The 23095-nt window shown below is 37.7% G+C and carries 21 protein-coding genes; 18 read left to right on the plus strand and 3 right to left on the minus strand.

Going from position 1 to position 23095, the window contains the following annotated elements; all coding sequences use genetic code 11:
- Positions 1-142 precede the first annotated feature (142 nt).
- The 13 genes from H0185_RS00720 (at position 143) to pepF (ending at position 15966) form a co-directional block, all read left to right on the plus strand.
- Entirely contained in the window at positions 143-712 is a 570-nt protein-coding gene (locus H0185_RS00720) for a GNAT family N-acetyltransferase (RefSeq protein ID WP_221870212.1), read from the plus strand.
- A 419-nt stretch (positions 713-1131) separates the two neighbouring features.
- Entirely contained in the window at positions 1132-1527 is a 396-nt protein-coding gene (spxA, locus tag H0185_RS00725; protein WP_221870214.1) for a transcriptional regulator SpxA, read from the plus strand.
- Positions 1528-1879: 352 nt separating this feature from the next.
- Positions 1880-2554 (plus strand): adaptor protein MecA, encoded by a 675-nt coding sequence (mecA, locus tag H0185_RS00730; RefSeq protein ID WP_221870216.1) that lies wholly within the window; start codon positions 1880-1882, stop codon positions 2552-2554.
- Between the two features lie 177 nt (positions 2555-2731).
- Positions 2732-3811 carry a CdaR family transcriptional regulator gene (locus H0185_RS00735; protein WP_221870218.1) on the plus strand — a complete coding sequence of 360 codons (1080 nt, stop codon included), beginning with the start codon at positions 2732-2734 and terminating at the stop codon, positions 3809-3811.
- A 126-nt stretch (positions 3812-3937) separates the two neighbouring features.
- Entirely contained in the window at positions 3938-5086 is a 1149-nt protein-coding gene (locus H0185_RS00740) for a glycerate kinase family protein (protein ID WP_221870220.1), read from the plus strand.
- Between the two features lie 240 nt (positions 5087-5326).
- Positions 5327-6802, plus strand: coding sequence for a glycoside hydrolase family 5 protein (locus tag H0185_RS00745; protein WP_221870222.1), 1476 nt, complete (start codon positions 5327-5329; stop codon positions 6800-6802).
- Between the two features lie 80 nt (positions 6803-6882).
- Complete coding sequence (locus H0185_RS00750; RefSeq protein WP_246628940.1) at positions 6883-8187, plus strand: extracellular solute-binding protein; 1305 nt, start codon at positions 6883-6885, stop codon at positions 8185-8187.
- A gap of 260 nt (positions 8188-8447) precedes the next feature.
- Positions 8448-9413, plus strand: a complete 966-nt coding sequence (locus H0185_RS00755) for a carbohydrate ABC transporter permease (protein ID WP_221870225.1) — start codon at positions 8448-8450, stop codon at positions 9411-9413.
- Positions 9410-10240, plus strand: a complete 831-nt coding sequence (locus H0185_RS00760) for a carbohydrate ABC transporter permease (protein ID WP_221870227.1) — start codon at positions 9410-9412, stop codon at positions 10238-10240. The genes H0185_RS00755 and H0185_RS00760 overlap by 4 nt, the downstream gene beginning before the upstream one ends.
- 101 nt (positions 10241-10341) lie before the next feature.
- A complete protein-coding gene (locus H0185_RS00765) occupies positions 10342-11643 on the plus strand; it encodes a four-carbon acid sugar kinase family protein (RefSeq protein WP_221870230.1) in 1302 nt (433 codons plus the stop codon).
- 6 nt (positions 11644-11649) lie between these two features.
- On the plus strand, positions 11650-12645 hold the full coding sequence (pdxA, locus tag H0185_RS00770; RefSeq protein WP_221870232.1) for a 4-hydroxythreonine-4-phosphate dehydrogenase PdxA: 996 nt from the start codon (positions 11650-11652) through the stop codon (positions 12643-12645).
- 124 nt (positions 12646-12769) lie between these two features.
- Complete coding sequence (locus H0185_RS00775; protein ID WP_221870234.1) at positions 12770-13972, plus strand: competence protein CoiA; 1203 nt, start codon at positions 12770-12772, stop codon at positions 13970-13972.
- Between the two features lie 176 nt (positions 13973-14148).
- A complete protein-coding gene (gene pepF / locus H0185_RS00780) occupies positions 14149-15966 on the plus strand; it encodes an oligoendopeptidase F (protein WP_221870235.1) in 1818 nt (605 codons plus the stop codon).
- 583 nt (positions 15967-16549) lie between these two features.
- On the opposite strand, the gene H0185_RS00785 is transcribed toward pepF, so the two are convergent.
- From H0185_RS00785 to H0185_RS00795, 3 genes are all read right to left on the minus strand, one after another.
- Positions 16550-17386, minus strand: coding sequence for a ClpXP adapter SpxH family protein (locus H0185_RS00785; RefSeq protein WP_221870310.1), 837 nt, complete (start codon positions 17384-17386; stop codon positions 16550-16552).
- A 41-nt stretch (positions 17387-17427) separates the two neighbouring features.
- Positions 17428-17832 carry a globin domain-containing protein gene (locus tag H0185_RS00790; RefSeq protein ID WP_221870237.1) on the minus strand — a complete coding sequence of 135 codons (405 nt, stop codon included), beginning with the start codon at positions 17830-17832 and terminating at the stop codon, positions 17428-17430.
- Positions 17833-17987: 155 nt separating this feature from the next.
- Positions 17988-18572 (minus strand): CYTH domain-containing protein, encoded by a 585-nt coding sequence (locus H0185_RS00795; protein WP_221870239.1) that lies wholly within the window; start codon positions 18570-18572, stop codon positions 17988-17990.
- Positions 18573-18710: 138 nt separating this feature from the next.
- On the opposite strand from H0185_RS00795, the gene H0185_RS00800 reads away from it, so the two are divergent.
- From H0185_RS00800 to mgtE, 5 genes are all read left to right on the plus strand, one after another.
- A complete protein-coding gene (locus H0185_RS00800) occupies positions 18711-19079 on the plus strand; it encodes a UPF0738 family protein (RefSeq protein ID WP_221870241.1) in 369 nt (122 codons plus the stop codon).
- Between the two features lie 105 nt (positions 19080-19184).
- Positions 19185-19823: a GTP diphosphokinase gene (gene yjbM, locus H0185_RS00805; RefSeq protein WP_281427493.1), complete on the plus strand. Its 639-nt coding sequence runs from the start codon at positions 19185-19187 to the stop codon at positions 19821-19823.
- Between the two features lie 44 nt (positions 19824-19867).
- On the plus strand, positions 19868-20665 hold the full coding sequence (locus H0185_RS00810; protein ID WP_221870245.1) for an NAD kinase: 798 nt from the start codon (positions 19868-19870) through the stop codon (positions 20663-20665).
- Positions 20666-20723: 58 nt separating this feature from the next.
- Positions 20724-21632 carry an RluA family pseudouridine synthase gene (locus H0185_RS00815; RefSeq protein WP_221870247.1) on the plus strand — a complete coding sequence of 303 codons (909 nt, stop codon included), beginning with the start codon at positions 20724-20726 and terminating at the stop codon, positions 21630-21632.
- A gap of 71 nt (positions 21633-21703) precedes the next feature.
- The gene (gene mgtE, locus H0185_RS00820) at positions 21704-23086 is read left to right on the plus strand and encodes a magnesium transporter (protein WP_221870249.1); all 1383 of its coding nucleotides are present in this window, start codon (positions 21704-21706) and stop codon (positions 23084-23086) included.
- Positions 23087-23095: the final 9 nt, after the last annotated feature.

Below are 23095 nucleotides of genomic sequence, written 5' to 3' on the forward strand. Positions count from 1 at the left end.
GATTATATAGGTTTAACACTTTCTATTCTATATATATTGTAAAAGAAATGGTTCAGTATTAAAAGAAAGTATTTCGTAAGAAGATAGGAATCTGTATAGGATTACGTTTTAGAATGAAAATATTGTTAAGGAGGCTTAAAGTATGCATTGGTATGAAAAGTTAAATCAATATTTTCCAGTTGAGGAAATGAAGTCAAAGGAGCATATGGAAACGCTATTAAAGGAACGGCCCGAAATTTATCATAAGGATGAAGGCCCCAAACATGTATTAATGTATGTGGAACTGGAAGATTTTGTCTTTGTTGATTACCTATTTGTGTCAAAAGAGGCAAGAGGTGAGGGGCTTGGACATAGCTTGATTGAAAAATTAAAAGAGAAGAAAAAGGCAATTATTTTAGAGGTTGAACCAATAGATTATGAAGACACAGATACAGAGAAGCGCTTGAAATTTTATAAACGTGAAGGCTTTGAGCATGCTCGTTCAATTGGTTATAGCCGCAGGTCGTTAGCAACAAACAAAATGAATGAGCTTGAAATACTATATTGGTCACCAACCAATGATTCTGAAGAGAAAATCTTTGAGGCGATGAAGAAGACGTATAATATGGTACACACGTATAAGGATAAAGAATTTTACGGTCAATCCTACCAACCAGTAGATGAGGTCTTAAAGAAACGTAAAAATTATGAGGATTTGCTTGAGGATATTTAAGTGGGGAGGCAATCACTCTATGGGTGATTGCTTTTTTCATTTTCCAACGTTTAATTGAGAATCACAAAAAAAAATCACTTATTCTAGTTTGAAGTTCTGAAAAGTAGGGTAATTAACGGTGTATTGGGCTAATCATTGAGGCGTGAGACTAAGGATTTTGTAGGTTCTCATAAGGTTTTAGGGAAAAAAAGAAATTTCTTAAACAAATTTTGAAACCTATTACTTTCTCAATCGTTATATAGTGTAGCACCTTCTTACATAAAACTTTTTATGAAAGGGGATACCCATTGTCCGACGATTGGTGTATAATTTAACTGTAGAGATTATAAAATTGTATTAATTTTAATTTAAGAATAAGCATACATGTTGCTGAGCAATCTATATATAGTTCTTTATCATATTAAGGAGTGTGATTAGTTGTGGTCACTTTATACACTTCACCAAGTTGTACTTCGTGCAGGAAAGCCAAAGCATGGCTAGAAGAACATGAGATCCCTTATCAAGAACGTAATATTTTTTCTGAACCATTGTCAATTGATGAAATTAAAGAGATTCTACGCATGACAGAAGATGGAACGGATGAGATTATTTCAACTCGCTCAAAGACTTTCCAGAAACTAGATGTCAACTTAGAAACACTACCGCTTCAAGATTTATACGAATTGATCAAAGATAACCCTGGATTACTACGTCGTCCCATCATTATTGATGAGAAAAGATTACAAGTAGGCTATAATGAAGACGAAATCCGTAGGTTTCTACCACGAAAAGTACGTACTTATCAGCTGAGAGAAGCTCGGCGGTTAGTCAATTAAGTCCAAGCCTCCGACCCAATTTGGAAACGGAGGCTTTGTTTCTATTTGAAATACTCGATAAAACCTGTTAAAATTTAAGGAATATATCCTAGTTTTATTCCCTAGTATATAAGCATAAACCTTTGGCAAACTAGGATTATTTAGGCTGATGCCAATTTTAAAAATGGGTAGTGTTTTTATTTCCAAAACGCATTGCTTTGTCATAAAATAATAGTACAAGATCATCAACCTCTTATAAGGTTGTCTAAAGAGAGATGATTCATCATCTGTTATGTTAAAATATTGTGGACTTGTTAGTCTTGCGGGGGTATTTAGTCCCTTCAATTCTTTGCCTGGAAGGGAGAGATAATGAATGGAAATTGAGCGCATCAATGAGAACACGGTCAAGTTTTATATTTCGTACATTGATATAGAAGAAAGAGGTTTTGACCGGGAAGAAATATGGTACAACCGCGAACGAAGTGAAGAGCTTTTCTGGGAGATGATGGATGAAGTTCATCATGAAGCAGAATTTACCATCGAGGGGCCACTTTGGATTCAAGTACAGGCACTTGAAAAGGGCTTGGAGATTTTAGTTACAAAAACGCAGGTAACGAAAGATGGTCAAAAGTTCGAACTTCCGATTTCAGATGAGAAGCTAAAGGATCTGCCAGTGGATGATCGTATTGAAGAAATGCTTGACCATCATTTTAATCCGAGAGCTCAAGATTCAGATACGGCTTTTGGTGACGATCTTGAATATCTACTTGTCTTTAATGACTTTGAAGATATCATTTCATTATCCAAAAGACATGATCTTGATAAGATAGACGTTAAGACTAGTTTGTTTAGCCACGAAGGAAGATATTATTTATATACAGATTTTACTGAAGAAGAATCAGAGGACGAAGACGTTATTGACGACTATTTAAGTATCCTTCTAGAATATGGTGAGGAATCGAGTCTAACCGTTCATCGTCTTGAGGAATATGGGAATAAAGTGATTGCTGAGGATGTATTTACGACCATTAAGAAATACTTCTCTTAATATTGAAAGTCAGTTTCTATACAGAGACTGGCTTTTTGTTATTTTATGGCATCATTTTATTTCGGGTCAATCTCTAAAAGGCTAGTACATATGCTATTATGGAATGAAAAATACCCTTAAGAAAAAGGAGAATTTGTATCTAGTGTAGGAAGTTTGGTGGATAGGGAGTGAGACTGTATGCTTACCAAAGAGATTGCAGATATTGTTGTTAAGGAAACAATGAAAAGATTAGGCCATAATATAAATATTTTTGATCATAATGGGATTGTTCTGAGCTCAGGAGAAAAAATGAGAATTGATACCTTTCACGAAGGGGCTCTTCAAGTGGTAACATCAGGAGAGCCTCTTATCATCTCTAGCGATGACGTACAAAAGTTCCGTGGTGTAAAGCCAGGGATTAACTTTCCGATTTTCAATCAGGATGAAATCATTGGAGTTGTCGGGATTTCTGGGATACCGGAGAAAATTCAAGATTTTGGATCTTTAGTTGTATTAATGACTGAGTTATTAATAAAACAACAGTTGTTATCGAATGAAGTAGAGTGGAAATCTCGAACAATTGAAACCGTAATGGAAGAGCTAATGTCCGAAAATTTAAACCATAGGAAGATTAACCAAAAGCTACTAGTATTAAATAGTAAACTTTCGGCACCATATGTTCCTATTGCTCTCTCCTTGAAACATGTAGAACGAGAGAAGCCAGTAATTCTCTCATTAATGTATAAGGAAATCGGATCTATTTTAGAGCCTTACTCATGTATATATGCTTTTATTGATTCAGAAACCTTTTTACTGCTTGTTCATTCAAAATCTGTCCATGTAGTGAACCAAGTTCAAAACCTCTTAGAAAGATATATGCTTACAAAATATGATCAAGTCCGTATGGCCAGTGGACATCTATTAGATAAATTAGAACAAGTGAGAGATTCCTTTTATCAGTTAAGGCTTGCATTACAACTGTCAAACGATCAAAGAATTCACATAAAAGACTTGGAGATCCAACTTCTATTAAATGACATCAATGAAGTCAAACGTTTGCAAGTGAAAAAAAGAATCCAAAAACAGTTAACATCTGAATTGAAAGAGACATTAGAGGTGTTCTTTTCTCATGACCTAAATGTAAAAGCAGCAGCGGAAGCACTATATATTCACCGCAATACTTTGTTATACCGGTTGAACAAAATACAAGAACTAACAGGCTATAATCCTAGAAAGTTCTATGATTCACTATACTTGAAAATTTCTGATTGGTTATAAATATATACATATTGCACAAAAAAAAGATAAAAAACAGCAAAAACATTGTACCTTTTATCTATATAAAATGACTTTTTAGAATCTTATAATTATTGTAAGCGAATACATTAACGGAGGAATTTTAAAATGAAACTCCTGATAGCACCAGATTCATTCAAAGGAAGTTTAACATCCTTGGATGTAGCAAAAGCAATTGAGTCTGGTTTGAAAAAGGTGGATATACATACGAATACTACGATCCTTCCAATGGCGGATGGGGGAGAGGGAACATTAACTGCCTTAATCAAAGCAACAAATGGAGAGGTAATTAAGGTAAACGTATTAGATTCACTCGGCCGGGAAATCACAGGATATTATGGAATACTTGGAAACAGCCGTACTGCAGTTATTGAGTTGGCCGTTGCCTCTGGTCTTCCTTTATTAAGGCAATCAGAATTAAACCCATATGTGACTTCCACATATGGTACCGGCCAATTAATTAATCACGCACTTGAGAAAGGCATCGATTCTTTTATCATTTGTTTAGGAGGAAGCGCAACAAATGATGCCGGTGCAGGAATTCTAAAAGCTTTAGGGTTTAGGTTATTAGATAAAGATGGCATGGAACTTTCAGAAGGCGGGCTTGCGCTCCGAAATCTAGCTGCTATTGACGACAAAAATGTAAACCCTTCCATAAGGCGGGCGACCTTTCAACTTGCGTGTGATGTGAATAATCCCTTTATCGGAGTAAATGGTGCGACACATGTATTTGGTCCGCAAAAGGGAGCAACAGTAGCTCAGATTGTTGAATTAGAACAAGCCTTGAAGGTATTTGCTGACGTTGTTTACGAGAAAACAGGAAGGCGAATCCATGACCTCAAAGGAGCAGGAGCAGCTGGTGGAACGGCAGGGGGACTTTTAGCATTTTTGAATGCAAGCTTACACCCTGGAGTGGAAATTGTAATGGAAGCATTAAAGATTCCTGAAATTTTGGCGGACGGAAACATTGATCTTGTCATCACAGGAGAAGGGAAACTTGATTACCAAACTGGATTTGGAAAAGTAGTGGCAGGTCTAACAACGTTAGCTAATCGAAGTAAAATACCAGTTGTCGCGATTTGTGGTCAGGTAGAGATGGACGGTTCTGTTTTTCAAGAATTAGGATTAACCTCTGCTTTCAGCATTACTAATGGTCCTATGGGACTGGATGAGGCAATGGGAAATGCCAGTATATTGTTGGAGCATACCAGTGAACAAATATACCGTTTGTTTTTAGCTCGGACAGTTAGGCAATAAACAATAACTGAACGGACAGAAAACTAAAAGGTGGTGGTAAGAGAAGCTTTTATATTCTATAAACCTTATCTTTAAACTAGCGCATACTGCCATACTAATATGTTTTTGTGAAGGATTGTCTTGGTTTTTATTCATATATTGAACAGAGTTTAGTAGAAAATAAGACTTCTCTATGATAGAGGATTTACGTAGTCGTTATCATTCTATCGTAAAACACAGTCGAAAAGGTGGTACGAATAAATGGAAATGCTCAAGGTCGATAAAAATAAGATTACAGACACTAAGGGAAATCCAATTCAGCTTAGAGGAACCTGTATTGGCGGATGGATGAACATGGAGGATTTCATTAATGGTTTTACCGGGTCCGAACATGGACTGCGCCATGCGGTTGGGGAAGAAATAGGATTAACAAAAGCAGAGTTCTTGTTTGATAGAATGCAACATCACTTCTTTGGGGAAGAAGATATTAAATTCATTAAAAGCTGGGGTGCTACTACTATACGAATCCCTTTGAATTACAGGCACTTTGAGGACGATGAGAATCCATTTTCCTATAAAGAAAAAGGGTTTACCCGTCTAGATGAGATTCTAGGGTTGTGTGAAAAGCATGGATTATATGTAATTTTGGATCTTCACGCAGTTCAAGGGTATCAAAATACTCATTGGCATTCTGATAATGATATCAGGCATAGTTTATTCTGGCATGACAAAACGTACCAAGATCGTTTTATTGCTTTATGGGAAGAATTTGCACGTCGATATCAAGGAAGAGCAGTTATTGCTGGGTACAATTTAATGAATGAACCTTGTGTGAATACACCACATGGGGATTATCCACATAACTTCTTTGCCAACTATAAGCCTGATTGGGAACGAATGAATCGGATATATAGACGAGCTGTTGATGCAATCAGAAAGATTGATCCTCACCATATAATTTTTCTTGAAGGTGATAATTACTCGAAGCTTTTTGAAGGGTTGGAAGCGCCTTTTGCAGATAATTTAGTATACAGCAGCCATAATTATACGGCAGCAGGATTTGGCCCTGGTCCATACCCAGGGATAGCTGATGCGAAAACGGCAAGAATTGAAAGCGGTGTCTATTGGGATAGGGAGAAGCAACTCCAGGTATTTACAGACCATCAAGGAACAAAATACACTCAGAAGCATCAAGTACCATTGTGGGTAGGAGAGTTTGGCTCCGTTTATAATGGTCCTCTTGATGAAGTTCCTCACCGATTAGCTGCAATGGACGATCAACTTAGAATATTTGAAGAGTTTGGAGCCCATTGGACGACTTGGACTTATAAGGATGTAGGGGTAATGGGTCTTGCGATGCTGGACCCGGAATCAGAATATATGGAACGGATATCTTCAATTATCAGGATGAAACATCAATTAAATACGGATGATTGGATGATTTGGCTTCCGGGACGTGAGGCTAGAAATACGATAGCCAATTTGGCTACTACACTTGAAAACGTTATTGGGGACACGGATATCAATCATAGCTTCAATATTGCAGCACTTTCTCAGTCTGTTTTAACCGTTTATACAGGAGCTTTGATTCAGCCAGTCTATGCGAAGCTTTTCAAAAATATGTCTGAAGAGAAAATTGATGATGTGATGCAATCATTCGCCTTTAAGAACTGTAAAATTAATGATGGTTTACTGAATGTCTTAAAGAAACATACCAATAAGACGGTTGTGTCCTAGGTTGGATTCTTTTTATCTTACTATCTATTGGATGTTCGAAAAAAACATATAAAACAACATAATAGAAAGGGTGATTGGTTTTGAAGAAAATATCTCTGTTTATTGTATTGGCGATGTTGAGTGCATTAATATTATCAGCATGTTCAGGTTCTAAGGAAACAAGCAAAGATGAAGCATCTGGTGGTTCTAATTCTGGATCTGGAGATCAAATTGAACTAGATTTTTGGCATTTTGACACAGGAGCTAGAAAAGATATTTATGGTGCAGCTATTAAACGTTTCGAGGAAAAAAATCCAAATGTAAAGGTCAATGTTGTACAAGTACCCAATGATGATTATAAGCAACGTGTCATCATCGCAATGTCCGGCGGAGAAGCTCCAGATGTTTTTGCTAGTTGGGGTGGCGGCTGGTTAGAAGAGTTTGTGAAGTCTGATAAAGTTATGGATTTGACTGAACAAGATATTGAATTCGACAAATTCATTGAAGTGGCGTTGAATAACTCTAAATTTGATGACAAGATCTATGGGTTGCCATTAGGGATTTCACTATACACTTTCTTCTATAATAAAGAGATTTTTGAACAAAATGGACTAGAGGTTCCAAAAACCTATAGTGAACTTCTTTCTCATATTGAAGTATTGAAAAAGAATGATATTTATCCACTTGCTTTAGCAAACCAACCAAAATGGCCAGGTGCATTCTATCTCATGTATCTTGCGGACAGAATTGGCGGTGAAGAGGTATTCCAAAATGCGCATCGTAGAACCGGTGGCGGCTTTGACGATGAAGTCTACGTAGAGGCAGGGAAATATATCCAAGAGTTAGTGGAGTTAGATGCCTTTAACCCTGGATTCAACGGTATTCCTTATGATTCTGGTCAAGCGAGACAAATGATGTATTCTGATCAAGCTGCTATGATGCTTCAAACAGGTGCTTTTGTTAACCATGTTCGTGAAGAGTTCCCAGAGTTTGAAGAAAAGTTAGGCGTATTTCAATTTCCTGCTGTCGAAGGCGGAAAAGGTAATCCAAGCAATATTAGTGCAGGGGTATCACCAACTTGGTCCGTAAAGAAAGATACAAAGCATCCTGAATTGGCAGTTGCTTTGCTAAATGAATTGACTAGTGTAGAAACAGCTCAAGATTATGTGAACCGTTCTGGAAATGTGGTTGCAATTAAGGGTGTAGAAGTAGAAGACGAGTATGTAAAAACCTTTACAGAATGGGTAAATGAAGCAAATTCCATTCAGTTCCCATATGACCAAACATTGCCACCAGAACTAGGCGAGCTTCATAAGGATACAACCTTTGAATTATTTGGTCTAGGAATGACTCCTGAAGAAGCAGCAGAAGCCATGGAGAAAAAGGCAAAAGAGATTTTGAAATAACATTCCATGGAGAAGGTTAGTGAATCTAGCTTTCTCCTGTTTTATCTCATCTTAACTAGTAGTAAGACTCTTACCTTTAGGCTTTAAGGAAAACGTAGGATAGGGAGGAGTATCTAAAGTGTTTAATAGGTGGGTTCGTCTTTCTTTTCTTTAAACGGGAGCTTTAGATAAGTAAATCATAAGAAGCGCAACTTTCAATCGGTGGGGAAAGAGCCCGCAATGATGCAGAACTTTATATTCAATGAAGGGTGGGTCTTACAATGAGTACACAGAGTATAATCGATACAGAAAGTAAAACAAAAAGTAGCAAAGTCGTTAGTACAGAAAAAGAAGTCCGAAAGAAAAGACAACGAAAAAAATCAACTGCCATTTTCTTATTTCTCCTTCCTGCACTCCTAATTTATGCTGTTTTTATTCTTTATCCAATTTTTTCAACCTTTAATTATAGCTTTTATCAATGGAATGGTCTACAAGCCGATAAAACCTTTGTAGGTTTGGATAATTTTAAAACACTATTATCGGATCCTACCTTTTGGCTAGCACTTAAAAATAACTTATATTTAGTGGGCGTATCTGTATTTGTCCAAATCCCACTTGGACTTGTGATGGCTCTAGTTGTCCTCAGTAAAATAAGAGGAAAAAGACTTTTAAATGTATTATATTTCCTGCCTTTCTTAATGTCCGCAGTTGCTATCGGTTTATTATGGATTTTCATGTATGACCCAGTAAAAGGACCGATTAATCAGTTATTAAATGTTGTAGGACTAGAATCTGTTCACTGGTTAGCATCCAGTGATATGGCAATTATTGCTGTACTCATCGTTATCGTTTGGCAATTTGCCCCGATGTATATGATTCTTTTTAAAGCATCGATGGTTGGAATTGCAGAAGAACTATATGAAGCAGCGGAAATTGATGGGGCCAATGGCAGACAAAAGTTTTTCCATGTAACATTCCCAGCACTGATGCCAACAATTGTTAGTTCTTCCATCCTAGCGGTCGTTGGATCACTAAAAACGTTTGACATGTTCTATGTCATGCTTGGTGGTGGCTCAGGTAGTGCCACGGAAATATTAGGTACCTATATGTATAGACAAAGTTTTATAAACTTTAATATGGGTTATGGTAGCACGATTGCTTCTGTGATGTTTATTCTAGCGTTAATTAGTGTCATCATTATTCAGTATACAAATTCCGTACGAAAGAAACGGGGGATATTAGAATGAGAATTGGAGCGATTTCAAACAAGGTATTTCTATACGTGTTAGCAGCAGTATTGGTTGTTTTTACTAGCTATCCATTTCTATATATGATTGCCACTTCATTTAAAACAATGAAGGAGTTCTTTGTGAACCCGTTTACGATTATTCCTGAGATGTTTACCTTTGAGCAATATGCTTCTGTATTTGAAATGGGGTTAACGCATTACTTTGTTAACAGTATCATCATTTCCGTCGTTTCAGTAGCAATCGTCGTGTTTGTAGCAGCATTAGCTAGTTACCCACTTAGTCGATTGAAATTCCGTTTGAATCGTCCGATCCTTTTACTTTTTATTGTAGGGATGATGATTCCCATCCATGCATCATTAATTCCAATCTTTGTTATGTCAAATAAAGCTGGTTTCTATGATACCATCTGGGCTTTATTGGGACCTTATGTTGCCTTTGCTTTGCCAATTTCCATCTTTATCTTTTCACAGTTCATGGAGGAAATCCCTCGAGAAATGGAAGAGGCAGCAGAAATTGATGGAGCGGGATATTGGAAAATATTCACAAGCATTATATTTCCGAATATTAAACCAGCTATTTCTACAGTTGTCATTTATAACTTCGTTCATATTTGGAATGAGTTTATCTTTGCTTTAGTCCTTATTCAGACACCAGAAAAAATGACTCTACCACTTGGGTTACAAAAGTTCTATGGCGAATTCTCCGTAAACGTTCCTGGATTAATGGCAGCATTAACTCTAGCTAGTATCCCACTAATTGCTGTATTTGTTTTTGCACAGGAGAGAGTCGTAAAAGGTTTAACAAGTGGCTCAGTAAAAGGTTAGGTTATTATAGCAATGACTATAGTAAGATGTATTCTTCCATTGTAAACAATCCAATCTAGCAGGAAGAAGTGAAGGCCTACATCCTATTAAGGAGCGGTTAAATGGGGATATTGATCATTGCTGATGATTTAACAGGTGCAAATGATACAGGGGTAAAAATATTTAAACATAATGTCCCGACATGCGTACATCTGGATGGATTACCTATGGACGGACCAATAGAAGACTGTATTGTCATTAATACAGAGACAAGGGCACTTACAAGTAAGACTGCCGCTAGCAAAATTAGAGATCTCTTTAAAAATTTCGACTGGCCGTGTGCTGATATCGTTTATAAAAAAATCGATTCAACGATGAGAGGGAATATCGGAAGTGAAATTGATGCCATTCTTAGTCTTGCTCCCCTAGAAGGAGCAATCATCGCACCTGCTTATCCTGAAAATGGAAGAATTGTTGTAGGTGGATACCAGCTTGTCAATAATAAGCTTTTAGAAGATACTGAGTTTGCTAGAGATTATAAGAACCCAATTGAAGACTCGTTCTTACCTGATATTTTGGCGAATCAAAGTAAGAGTAAGGTATATCAGGTATCAATTAAACAGGTCAGAAGCGGAGAACTTGATAATTTACTTACTAAAAAGCTAATGGAAGGGTATAAATACTTTATTCTTGATAGTGTGGAAACAGAAGATTTAGACAAGATTGCTGAAAGTATGGGTCCTTCTATTAGTAAATTTTTATGGGTAGGTTCTGCAGGTCTGGCTAATTCCCTAGTAAGGCACAGACCTATCCCGAACAAGACAGATAAACCTCGCGTAAAGCTGAAACAGGAAGTAGAGTGTTTACCTATTCTTGTTTTGGCAGGCAGTATGAAGAGTACGACAAGAAGGCAAATTCAATACCTCCGTGAAAATGGTTATTCTATTCTTGAAATCGATCCTCTACTATTATTGGAGCTCAGAAATCGAGAAGAAGAATTATTGCAACTGATTCATGAAGCTGAAAAAGAATTGATTTCTAAGAAGTGTATCGTTCTAACAATAAAACAAAGTGAGCAAGTAAGTATCAACATTCAAGCTTATAAGGATTTGTATCAACTTACGAATCATGATATTGGCAACAACATAGCCTCTCAGTTTGGTAGAATTGGTGCAACTTTGACTCAGAAGATAAGATTAGCCGGGCTGGTGTTGACAGGTGGAGACATTGCTTTTCAAACATGCTATCAATTAAACATCAAAAAGGTCGATATGATTGGAGAAGTGGAGGAAGGAATTCCCCTCGTTGTCTATAAAAATAAGCAGAATCATGCTTTAAAACTTGTTACGAAAGCAGGAGGATTTGGGAGGGAAGATACACTATCCAATGCCATTTGCAAGATTAAACTAAGCGAAGGTAGGTGATTAAGGATGAGAAAACCAATTATTTGTATTACGATGGGAGATCCATCTGGAGTTGGTCCTGAAATTATTATGAAAGCATTAAAAGATGAAAAACTCTATCAACAATGCAATCCAGTTGTAATAGGCGATAGTAAAATTTTACAGGTCGCTGATCAGATTGTTGGCACACAATTAAGCGTTCATTCCATATCAGACATTGATGAAGCAAAGTTTGAATTTGGTGAAGTGGATTGTATTGATTTAAACTTGGTATCCGAAGACATAGGGTTTGGGAAAGTATCCGCAGAGGCAGGGCATGCAGCATATTGTTATGTCGAAAAGGCCATGGAATTAGCAATAAATAATAAGGTGCACGGGATATGTACTGCACCAATTAGTAAGGAAGCATTACATAAAGGTGGGCATCTTTATCCTGGGCATACAGAGCTACTAGCGGAACTAACTGGAACACAGGACTACGCAATGATGCTTACGGCACCTAATTTAAAGGTGATTCATGTCACCACACATGTTGGCTTAGTGAAAGCGATTGAACTTATTACAAAAGAGCGGGTATATAAAACGATCAAACTTGCCTATGAAACATTAAAGAAGGCTGGTAACTTAAATCCAAAAATCGTTGTTTGTGGTATTAACCCCCATGCAGGGGAAAACGGGCTTTTTGGGAATGGAGAGGAAGAAGAGAAGATTGTACCTGCAGTAATAAAGGCACAAGAAGAGGGTATACAGGTTGAGGGGCCACTTCCTGCGGACACATTATTTTATCGTGCAATAAGAGGAGACTTTGATATTGTTGTTGCTATGTACCATGATCAAGGGCATGCACCTATTAAGGTATTAGGGTTAGAAGCAGGTGTAAATATCACCATAGGATTGCCGATTATTCGAACAAGTGTTGATCATGGAACAGCCTTTGATATTGCAGGAACAGGAATCGTGAATGAACTCAGTCTAAAAGAGGCCATCCGCCAAGCAGTTAACTTAGCTCCTGCCTTGATATAAGTATTTTTTCGGTACTAAGAATCCAGTGTCTATTCTGAACTGGATTTTTTTATTTTACGAGCCATAGGCGGAAGGGGAATTATTGTTTTTGGCGAATAACATTTGAAGAAGGGAGGCTACTAAATTGTTAGTCGCAAATAGAAAAAATGGAGAAAAATTCTCCCTAGCCGATTATCGGGATAGGGATGAATTGGAAGAGTATCGTAGAAGAGAGGAATTTCTTTGTCCGGTCTGTGGAGAACTAGTGATATTAAAGCTCGGTTACCAAAGAATTTGGCATTTTTCGCATCGTAAAGAGGCAAATTGTCCAGAAAGTTATGAACGAGAATCCTCCTATCATATGATGGGGAAACTTCAACTCTATCAATGGCTTAAACTGCAAGGAATAAAGGCGGAACTTGAAAGTTATCTAAACAGCTGTAAACAAAGGGCAGATATTGCTTTTGAGTGGAAACACAAGAGATACGCACTAGAATTTCAATGTTCATCTATTAGTACTGAAATCTTTAATAAAAGAACACAAGGATATTTAGCAAACGGAATGACCCCCATTTGGATTATGGGTGGAAAACAATTAAAGCGTATGGGGACGAATCTATTTTCTTTTAACCACTTTCAATATCTTTTTCTACGAAAAGAACAAGGAGGGTGGAACATGCCGGTTTATTGTCCTGATCTCCGAAGTTTTATATTTCTTCAACATACAATGCCTGTGTCATCAAAGAAAGTGGTAGCTTCAATTTCTACTTTTCAGAGGAATGAAACGAGCCTATCAGTTTTACTCACCCCCTCACCTGTAACAGCAATACCCCTTTTCGGAATGCTCCATGAACTCAAGAAAACCAAAACAAGTTTTTTCATTCAACCTACACTCACACAGAAACGATTCTTAAACGAGCTTTATCTAAAAAGGATGAACCTACAGTTGCTTCCACCTGAATTAGGTCTACCTGTACCTTCTGCACCCTTTCTTGAAACGCCACCTCTGATTTGGCAGACCTATCTTTATCTTGATCTTCTTCGCTTTATGAAAGTCGGGGATATTATTTCGAAGCAGAATGTAAGTAATGCGTTTCTAATTCGAAAACAGAGACAGCAAATCACTTTACGAACCATGCCATTATGTAAGAGTAGTGATATTTCTGAGGCAATTAACGAATATATTACCTTGCTTGAAAGTATTGGAACCCTAGAAAAAATAGCTGATTATCATTATAAAATGGTGCGCCCATTTTATCTCCCTAGCTCGGTGGAACAACAAGTAAGCTCGGAAAAGCAGTTTTATGAAAAATTTGATAAAATCATTATGAATCAGTTTCTTTCGTAGCCATATAATGAAATAGTAGAAAGCTGCGTAAAATAGTCAAGAATGGTTCACAAGAGTACAGATGTAGGAAATTGTACGGGTTGAATGTTTATCGGAATGCAGGAATTCGTAGAATTGAAGCGAACTTATCAGGATAGAGGTTATTCTGAAATGAATTTGAGATGGAGGATTGAGGAATGACGAACGAATCACAGGTAAAAAAGCTCCCAGCAAGAAGTGAAGTCCCTGTTGAAGATACATGGAGACTTGAAGACATTTTTGCAAGTGACGAGGTTTGGGAAAAAGAGTTTCAGGAAGTAAAAGACTTACTCCCAGGTGTTCAAAATTTTCAAGGCAAGCTAGGAGAAAGTGCTGACCAGCTTTTTGAAGCCCTGCAATATCAAGATAAGCTCTTAGAACGCCTAGGTAAATTGTATACATATGCCCACATGAGGTATGACCAAGATACAACCAATTCTTTTTATCAAGGCTTAAACGACCGAATTAGTAACCTATACTCACAAGCCGCAAGTTCTCTCGCTTATATTGTTCCGGAAATTCTTGAAATTGATGAACAAAAAGTAAAGGACTTTCTTAAAGAAAAAACAGAATTAAAGCTATATGAGCATGCGATAGAAGAAATCAATCTACAGCGGCCGCATATCTTATCTGCGGAGCAGGAAGCGTTACTTGCCGAGGCAGCAGAGGTAATGGGTTCCCCTTCTAATACCTTTGGGATGTTAAATAATGCGGACCTAGAGTTTCCGACCATTAAGGATGAAAATGGCGAAGAGGCGGAAATTACGCATGGCCGTTATATTCGTTTCTTAGAAAGCTCTGATCGTCGTGTCAGAGAGGATGCCTTTAAAGGAGTATATGAAACATACGGAAAGTTTCGCAATACCTTTGCTAGTACATTAAGTGGAAACATTAAGAAAGATAATTTTAATGCACGAGTTCGTCATTATAAATCAGCACGGGAAGCGGCCCTTGCAGCAAATAATATTCCTGAGAGTGTTTATGAAAACCTAGTGAGCACGGTGAACAGCAATCTCCACTTGCTACACCGTTATATCAAGCTACGTAAGAAAGTCCTTGGTGTTGATAAACTTCATATGTACGACCTTTACACACCACTTGTGAAAAATGTAAAAATGGAAGTTCCTTACTCTGAGGCAAAAGAATTGATACTAAAAGGTTTGGCTCCGATGGGGGAAGAGTATGTTGGTTTACTAAAAGAGGGATTTGAAAATCGCTGGATTGACGTTCAAGAAAATAAAGGGAAGCGTAGTGGGGCATACTCTTCAGGGGCTTATGGGACCAATCCATATATCCTGATGAATTGGCAAGACAATGTGAATAACTTGTTTACGCTCGCACACGAATTGGGGCATTCATTACACAGTCACTACACAAGGAATAACCAGCCATATGCATATGGGAACTATTCCATCTTTGTAGCGGAAGTTGCTTCAACATGTAACGAAGCATTATTAAATGATTACCTCCTAAAATCAATTGATGATGAACAAAAAAGATTGTATCTACTAAATCACTACCTTGAAGGATTTAGAGGTACCGTATTCAGACAGACAATGTTTGCTGAATTTGAACACCTCATTCACCAGAAGGTACAAAACAACGAAGCCTTAACGGCAGACTCGCTTACAAAGGATTATTACGAATTAAATAAAAAGTACTTCGGAGAAGAAGATATTATCATTGATGAGGAAATTGGCTTAGAATGGTCAAGAATCCCTCACTTCTATTACAATTACTATGTGTACCAGTATGCAACTGGTTTCAGTGCAGCAACAGCTCTTAGCAAACAGATATTGGAGGAAGGACAACCGGCAGTTGATCGCTATTTGGATTATCTTAAAGCTGGAAGCTCTGATTATCCAATTGAGGTTCTGAAAAAAGCAGGAGTGGATATGGCTAGTCCAAAACCAATTGAAGATGCTTGTAGGGTATTTGAAGAAAAGCTGAATGAAATGGAAGCACTTCTTTCATAGAAAAGATAGAAAGAGCTGTCGATAATCGGCAGCTCTTTTCCAGTTGTTTTTGAATGAATTTGTATTTAAAATAATGTAACCGTGGTCTAGTGTTCAAATCACTTTTCTCGTGAACTTTCCACTTTAAACCCAGGGTTAGAAACCTTTAAATTTTTTTCGATCATTTAAAAAGATAAAAAACAAAAGAAGAGATAGAAACAGAACAGGACCACCAATTAAGAGAGGAACAATATGCATGAGTCCTAATACATAAAGACAAAATGAGAAAAGATTTAGTAGGATGATAATAATCCAGGGGAAGTTTTTTTTCATTGGATTCCCTCCGATTGATAAGTATCGTGTATATCATTTATATGTGGATAAAGGGACATCCATGAATCATAGATTTGACAATATTGTGAAATAACGTACAAAGTTATTGTTCATTATTTATAGTAGTGGTATATTAGTAACGTGAAGTTGTTCACAGAAGCAAACATATACCCCTTTGTTTGACCGTGAAAAATTTCTCCCATCCCCTTTGTTCGTATTAATAGAAAACGACCCTGTAGCCCGTTGCTACAGGGTCGTTTCATTTTTATCCTCAACTTTCCGTATAACGCCAAAACATCCCATATTTTGCTGGGAGTTGTTCAACCTTTTGCTTCAATTGCAATTTTTTTAATTCCTTCTCTGCTTTATTAATTGACAAATTATATACGACAGCTACTTCTTTTGTGGCCACTGTTTTATAGTGTTTTAAAAATTCTTCTAATGGTGGTGGGGTGGCCGCTTCTGGTTTCATTGAGAGCATCTCTTCAATAATCTGAACGTAAACCTCGTATGGATAAAGTCCGGTGACTTTAAGCCCTTCTTCTTCTACATTCGCGTTAAAGAAGACAAGAGTCGGAATTTCTTGTACCTCCATTTCAGAGGTGATCTTTAAATCGCATTGAAAAGCCTTAGAAGCACTATCGGAATGTATGTCCGTTAAAAACTCTTGTATATCGAGCCCCACTTCCTGGGCACAATCTTTTAACACATTCATACTTGAGATGTTTTGTTTCTCAAGAAACATCACTTCTTGTAGCTTTCGAAGAAATTGAATCCCTTTTTTTCTACCTTGAAGTTCAGCTGCTTTTACGGCTACCGATGCTAAGTAGGGAGAGGAAATCGGATTTTCTAGCCAAAGATTCCCATCACAGGACATTCCTGTTCTACTAGCGGTTTTTTCCCACAGCTCGGCAATGCTCTCATATTGCTTTCTTTGTCCAAAATTCAACCGGGTTAATTTTCCGCTTATCACATGTCGTAGCGAAAAATATTTGCCATACTCAATAAACAGTTTTTTTATTGTAGGCTCTAGTGCCCAACATTCAGGACATAGTGGGTCAACGAAAGAATAGATTTCTAATGGTTTTTTTTCATTTCTTTGAAGCATTTGAGACGATTTCTGATTTAATAGTTCATCTCGTTTCCAAATCACAACTCATCACCTATTTCGTCTTGGTCAGGTGTATTAATCATATGTTGTGCCGTAAAGATGAGCCTAGCGTAAAAGTCTTCTCTTAACGCTCCGGAGAACCCGACTTCATCCATTGCTTCGTGCATACAAGCGAGCCATGCCTTTGCTCTGGTAGGGGTTATTTCAAAATTCAAATGGCGGGCTCTTAGCATAGGGTGTCCATGTTCCTGGGTATATAAAGATGGTCCGCCTAAATATTGAGTTAAAAACTGCTTTTGTTTGCGGGCAGTTTCTGATAAGTCATCAGGAAAAATAGGAGCAAGATCAGGATGCTGAGCTACACGAATGTAAAAAGCGTCTACAAGCTGATGCAGCATACCCTCGCCGATGGCTTCGAACGGTATAGGCTTATTCTCTACCATTATAAAACTCCTTTTTGTATTAATATAAAAATAGCCCAGCGAAAATTCAGTCGCTTCTCTTTCTGATTTATATTTTAACAATGCCCAATTCATATCTCAAACAAACAGCTTTGATTGGCTATGAATTGTATAAATTTTCCTGATGACAGGATGATTTATGACCCCAATTCAGCTTTCTTTTGTGTGTAAAATCGCATAATTTTATTAGCGGTGTTACGTATGGGGATATTCATTTGCGCTAGGAGGTCCTTAAATACCTCGTAGCCTGACTTTTCATCTGTTACCTCATATTCAATTTCATAATCCTCCGTACTTAAATAGAGGCTGTGATCTAACACGATGAGGCCACCTTCGTATTCCTTTTCAGCTCTGATCGTTGTTAGTGAGCCAAAATAGTGTAAATCTTGATTGTATAGAAGGGGCGAAAGAGCTTTCTCTACAGGTCCCGGTGGAACGATTCCTGTTTTTATCATGGAATTCGCCTGTGTTTCAGAAATCGTTTGGTTTGTTTCCAATAATCCTGTAGGAGCAGGTTGTTTTAACGTTAACTCAAAATGAGTGGACTTCTTTCTTACTCTAAGTGCGCACCCTTGCTCTTTCAAACTAAAATCCAAGGTATCGAAATAATGATTCACTTGTTTATTAAAGTGTTCAGAATGAAACTGTAAGTAAGATGATAAACGTATAAATTCTTCTTTCGTAATCAGGTTTTTAAATTCAATTTCAATGTGTTGTGACATAGTGAGTTTTCCTTTCTTAGCTCCTATGTGAAGCAGGATGGAGCATTTATATTTGAGGTTATGAATAGGCTCTCCTTCTAGGTAAAGTTTAACGCTATATGATAAAATGGAAAAGGATTTATGAAGGGTGGCAAGGTTATGAAACAAAAAATACATATTAAAAGCGCAGAAATAAAAAATCAGGAGCTAGTGTTATTTACAGATGAACCAGTTCATTTACATTCATTAATTTCAACAGGACAAATGTTAGTTGACTCCGATCACCTCTCCTTTATTTACATAGCTGAACTCGACGGAGAATATAATTATGTAAACATACCAAAAGAAGTATGGCATGTTGTGAACAATGGTTTGAAGTCGGGGTATGAAGTGTATGTAGAAAATCAAGATGGACGTCTTCATTTGCAATCTTTTATAGAAGAAATGAATTATCTAATAGAGAATATTAAAGGAAATACAAATTACGGAGAAGAGATGGTTGAGAAGGTCGAAAATACTTTTAATTGAGTAGATCTTCATCCGTGATGAATGAAGGGATTTCCTCTACCAAAGGTTGGGTGAGGGGAAATCCCATTAATCTGAAGAATAAAGGTCGGATGAGGTGACTTGCGTTTGAAGCATTGGGAACATTTCTTAGAACCGTATAAGCAGGCAGTTGAAGAACTCAAGGTAAAATTAAGGGGAATGCGAAATCAGTTTGAACAAAATACGGACCATTCCCCGATAGAATTTGTTACGGGTCGAGTAAAACCTATTGCAAGTATCCTTGATAAGGCGAATCAAAAAGGCGTCTCATTGGAAAAATTAGAAGAAGAGATGCAAGACATCGCGGGTTTACGAATCATGTGTCAGTTTGTCGATGACATTAAACCAGTTGTTGAAATTCTGCGAAATCGAAATGATTTTGAAATTGTTGAAGAACGGGATTATATATCCTTTAAAAAAGCAAGTGGGTATCGTTCTTACCATGTGGTCATTCGCTATCCTGTTCAAACGATAAATGGTGAAAAAAAAATATTAGCTGAAATACAAATACGAACACTTGCCATGAACTTTTGGGCGACGATTGAGCATTCCATGAATTATAAATATAAAGGACAAATCCCAGAGGAAATTAGGCTGAGATTAAAAGGGGCTGCAGAGGCTGCTTTTAATCTTGATGAGGAAATGTCTAAAATTAGGGATGAAATACAAGAAGCACAGGTTTTCTTTTCAAGAAAAAAGGAATTGCAACAAAACGAGGAGAAATAACAGATGCCACGGGTAGGCATTGGAAAAGGTGAGGTGGTTGAAAGATGAGGTTTGCTATAACTTCAAAAGGGGATGCTAGGTCTAATACGCTCATGCATAAGATGAGGACTTACCTGCAGGATTTTGACCTACAATATGATGAAGACCAACCAGATATTTGCATTTCAGTCGGTGGCGATGGAACACTATTATACGCTTTCCATCGATATAGTAGTCGTCTTGATAAAACGGCGTTCGTTGGTGTGCATACTGGGCACCTTGGTTTTTATGCTGATTGGGTGCCTGAAGAAATTGAAAAGCTTGTCATCGCTATAGCCAAAACGCCATACCAAGTTGTTGAATATCCACTTCTCGAGGTAATCATTCGTTACCAACACGGAGGAAGAGAGACTCGTTATTTGGCTTTAAATGAATCTACAGTCAAATCGGTTGATAGCACGCTTGTTATGGATGTAGAGATTCGTGGTCAGCATTTTGAACGTTTTCGAGGAGATGGCTTATGCGTAGCCACTCCTTCCGGTAGTACAGCGTATAATAAGGCTTTAGGTGGAGCGATTCTTCATCCATCTCTTTCTGCCATTCAGTTAACCGAGATGGCCTCAATCAATAATCGGGTATTTAGAACGGTAGGTTCCCCCCTTGTTTTACCAGCTCACCATACTTGTATCCTAAAGCCGGTAAACAGACCAGACTTTCAGGTGACAATTGATCATTTAACCTTATTACATAAAGATGTTAAGTCTATTCAGTTTAGGGTAGCCGATGAGAAAATGCGCTTTGCTCGTTTTAGACCGTTTCCTTTTTGGAAACGAGTCCATGATTCGTTTATCTCAGATAATTGACAGATTAGAATAGGCATTATATTATCTAAACTTCGGAAGGATTATTGCAGGTGGGAATATGAATAAATGCTTTACTTTAAATTGGACTGTTCCTGAGAGTATGGAAGGGAAACTTCTACGAGAGTTTTTAGTTGAACAAGAAATTTCAAAAGCTGCTTTAACAGATATTAAATTTAAAGGTGGAAATCTCCTTGTCAATGATGAGGTTGTGACGGTTCGATATAGACTCAAGCTCGGGGACAACATTGAGGTTAGGTTTCCTCCAGAAGAACCATCTACAGGGGTTCAACCTGAACGAATTCCCATCGATATCTTATATGAAGATTCCTATTTATTAGTCCTAAATAAGCCTGCTAACATGAACACTATACCTTCTAGAGAGCATCCTAATGGCAGCTTAGCCAATGCAATAATTGGGTATTATCAAAAGAACGGAATTCAAGCGACCACCCATATCGTCACACGCTTGGACCGAGACACCTCGGGAATTGTCGTAATAGCTAAACATCGTCATGTACATCATTTGATGAGTAAACAACAAAAGAATGGTACATTACAACGCGTTTACCAAGGAATTGCGGAGGGATATTTCGAAAATCCCACAGGATTCGTTGAAGAGCCTATTGCTCGAAAAAAAACGAGTATTATTGAGCGCGAAGTGAGTCCCGAGGGGCAGTATGCTTACACAAGTTACCAAGTCCTCCAACAATTTGACGATTTTTGCTATCTACAGCTAAAATTGAAAACTGGTCGGACACACCAAATCCGTGTTCATATGTCTTATATAAACCACCCGTTAATAGGAGATGGTCTTTATGGTGGTAATAACAATTATATAACAAGGCAGGCACTTCATTGTCATGCAGTACAATTTATCCATCCAATTCACCATAATAAGATGGATTTTACAGCACCTCTTCCTAACGATATGAAAAACATCTTAATGCAAAGCAAGCCTCTAGTTTAAGGGCTTGCTTTTTAAAAAGAGAAAGAATCCCAGGAGGCTAAGGGGGCCAACATTCGAAAGGGGGAATGGTTATGTCTGAATCAGCGCAGGAGTCTTCACAGAAACAGCATATCGATAAAGAGCTTCTATTAGATGCTCTTCAAACTGACAACATCGAAAAGTTTCGCTCCGAATTTCTTGAGTTGCACTCTTATGACCAAGCGACTTTCTTTAAGGAGTTAGATGAAGCTGAGCGGCTTCATGTTTATCATTTCCTATCTCCAGAGGAAATGGCCAACCTTTTTGAAAACCTCGAGATAGAAGATGATGAATACAGTGGTGTTCTAGCCCAAATGGCGCCAGATTATGCAGCGGATATGCTTTCAAAAATGTATGCAGATGATGCAGTTGATGTTCTTAATGAGCTTAATAAAGATCAAGTCGTTAGTTATTTAACGATTATGGACAAAGATTCTGCCCAAGAGATAAAAGAGTTACTCCATTATGAGGAGTACACGGCAGGAAGTATCATGACAACCGAATTTATTGCAATTGCAGCGAATCAGACCGTTCGTTCAGCGATGCATATTTTGAAAAGTAAAGCACCAAGTGCGGAAACCATTTATTATGTTTATGTCATTGATGAAGAGAAGCGTCTAGCAGGAGTGTTGACGCTAAGAGATTTAATTGTTAATGAAGATGATGTTATGATTTCGGAAATTATGTACGACCGTGTTGTATCTGTATCCGTTGGCGAAGACCAAGAAGAGGTAGCAAGAATGATGAGAGACTATGATTTTCTTGCTTTACCAGTAGTAGATTTCCAAGACCATCTTTTAGGGATTATTACTGTTGATGACATCATTGACGTAATGGAAGAAGAAGCGTCTGATGACTATTCAAAGCTCGCGGGGTTAGCAGATTTAGACTCAATTGACCGAAATCCACTATCAGCGGCTAAAAAAAGGCTGCCATGGCTTGTTATTTTGTTGTTCTTAGGAATGTTGACAGCAAGCTTAATTGGCAGATTTGAGGAAACGTTGGATCAAGTAGCAATTCTTGCTATTTTTATCCCGTTAATTGCAGGGATGGCAGGAAATACAGGAACACAGGCACTTGCGGTTGCAGTACGCGGAATTGCAACCGGGGACCTTGAGAATGAAAGTAAAATAAAAATTATTATCAGAGAAGCAGGGACAGGGGTTATTACTGGTTTGACATGTGGGATCCTCATTACTTTAATTATTTATTTCTGGTACGGGGACCTTTTCCTGGGCATGCTTGTGGGAATTTCAATCTTTTTTACTTTAATTGTTGCAACTTTAGCAGGGTCACTGATTCCACTAATCATGCACCGCTTAAAAATTGATCCGGCAGTGGCTTCCGGTCCTTTTATCACAACGATTAATGATATTATCTCGATTTTAATTTATTTTGGGATTGCCACTACATTTATGAGTTATCTTACTAAGTAAGGGGGGATA

Origin of the sequence: Mesobacillus maritimus (assembly GCF_019749255.1) — a bacterium.
Taxonomy (GTDB): Bacteria; Bacillota; Bacilli; order Bacillales; family Cytobacillaceae; genus Mesobacillus_B; species Mesobacillus_B maritimus_A.

Excerpts from the sequence above, each read along its gene's own strand:
- H0185_RS00790 (WP_221870237.1), bottom strand. The coding sequence starts at position 17,832 with ATGGTAGAGAATAAGCCTATACCGTTCGAAGCCATCGGCGAGGGTATG.
- H0185_RS00755 (WP_221870225.1), top strand. The coding sequence starts at position 8,448 with ATGAGTACACAGAGTATAATCGATACAGAAAGTAAAACAAAAAGTAGC.
- mgtE (WP_221870249.1), top strand. The coding sequence starts at position 21,704 with ATGTCTGAATCAGCGCAGGAGTCTTCACAGAAACAGCATATCGATAAA.
- H0185_RS00800 (WP_221870241.1), top strand. The coding sequence starts at position 18,711 with ATGAAACAAAAAATACATATTAAAAGCGCAGAAATAAAAAATCAGGAG.
- H0185_RS00745 (WP_221870222.1), top strand. The coding sequence starts at position 5,327 with ATGGAAATGCTCAAGGTCGATAAAAATAAGATTACAGACACTAAGGGA.
- H0185_RS00720 (WP_221870212.1), top strand. The coding sequence starts at position 143 with ATGCATTGGTATGAAAAGTTAAATCAATATTTTCCAGTTGAGGAAATG.
- H0185_RS00740 (WP_221870220.1), top strand. The coding sequence starts at position 3,938 with ATGAAACTCCTGATAGCACCAGATTCATTCAAAGGAAGTTTAACATCC.
- H0185_RS00815 (WP_221870247.1), top strand. The coding sequence starts at position 20,724 with ATGAATAAATGCTTTACTTTAAATTGGACTGTTCCTGAGAGTATGGAA.
- H0185_RS00810 (WP_221870245.1), top strand. The coding sequence starts at position 19,868 with ATGAGGTTTGCTATAACTTCAAAAGGGGATGCTAGGTCTAATACGCTC.
- pepF (WP_221870235.1), top strand. The coding sequence starts at position 14,149 with ATGACGAACGAATCACAGGTAAAAAAGCTCCCAGCAAGAAGTGAAGTC.
- H0185_RS00760 (WP_221870227.1), top strand. The coding sequence starts at position 9,410 with ATGAGAATTGGAGCGATTTCAAACAAGGTATTTCTATACGTGTTAGCA.
- H0185_RS00795 (WP_221870239.1), bottom strand. The coding sequence starts at position 18,572 with ATGTCACAACACATTGAAATTGAATTTAAAAACCTGATTACGAAAGAA.
- H0185_RS00785 (WP_221870310.1), bottom strand. The coding sequence starts at position 17,386 with ATGCTTCAAAGAAATGAAAAAAAACCATTAGAAATCTATTCTTTCGTT.
- H0185_RS00765 (WP_221870230.1), top strand. The coding sequence starts at position 10,342 with ATGGGGATATTGATCATTGCTGATGATTTAACAGGTGCAAATGATACA.
- pdxA (WP_221870232.1), top strand. The coding sequence starts at position 11,650 with ATGAGAAAACCAATTATTTGTATTACGATGGGAGATCCATCTGGAGTT.
- H0185_RS00735 (WP_221870218.1), top strand. The coding sequence starts at position 2,732 with ATGCTTACCAAAGAGATTGCAGATATTGTTGTTAAGGAAACAATGAAA.
- mecA (WP_221870216.1), top strand. The coding sequence starts at position 1,880 with ATGGAAATTGAGCGCATCAATGAGAACACGGTCAAGTTTTATATTTCG.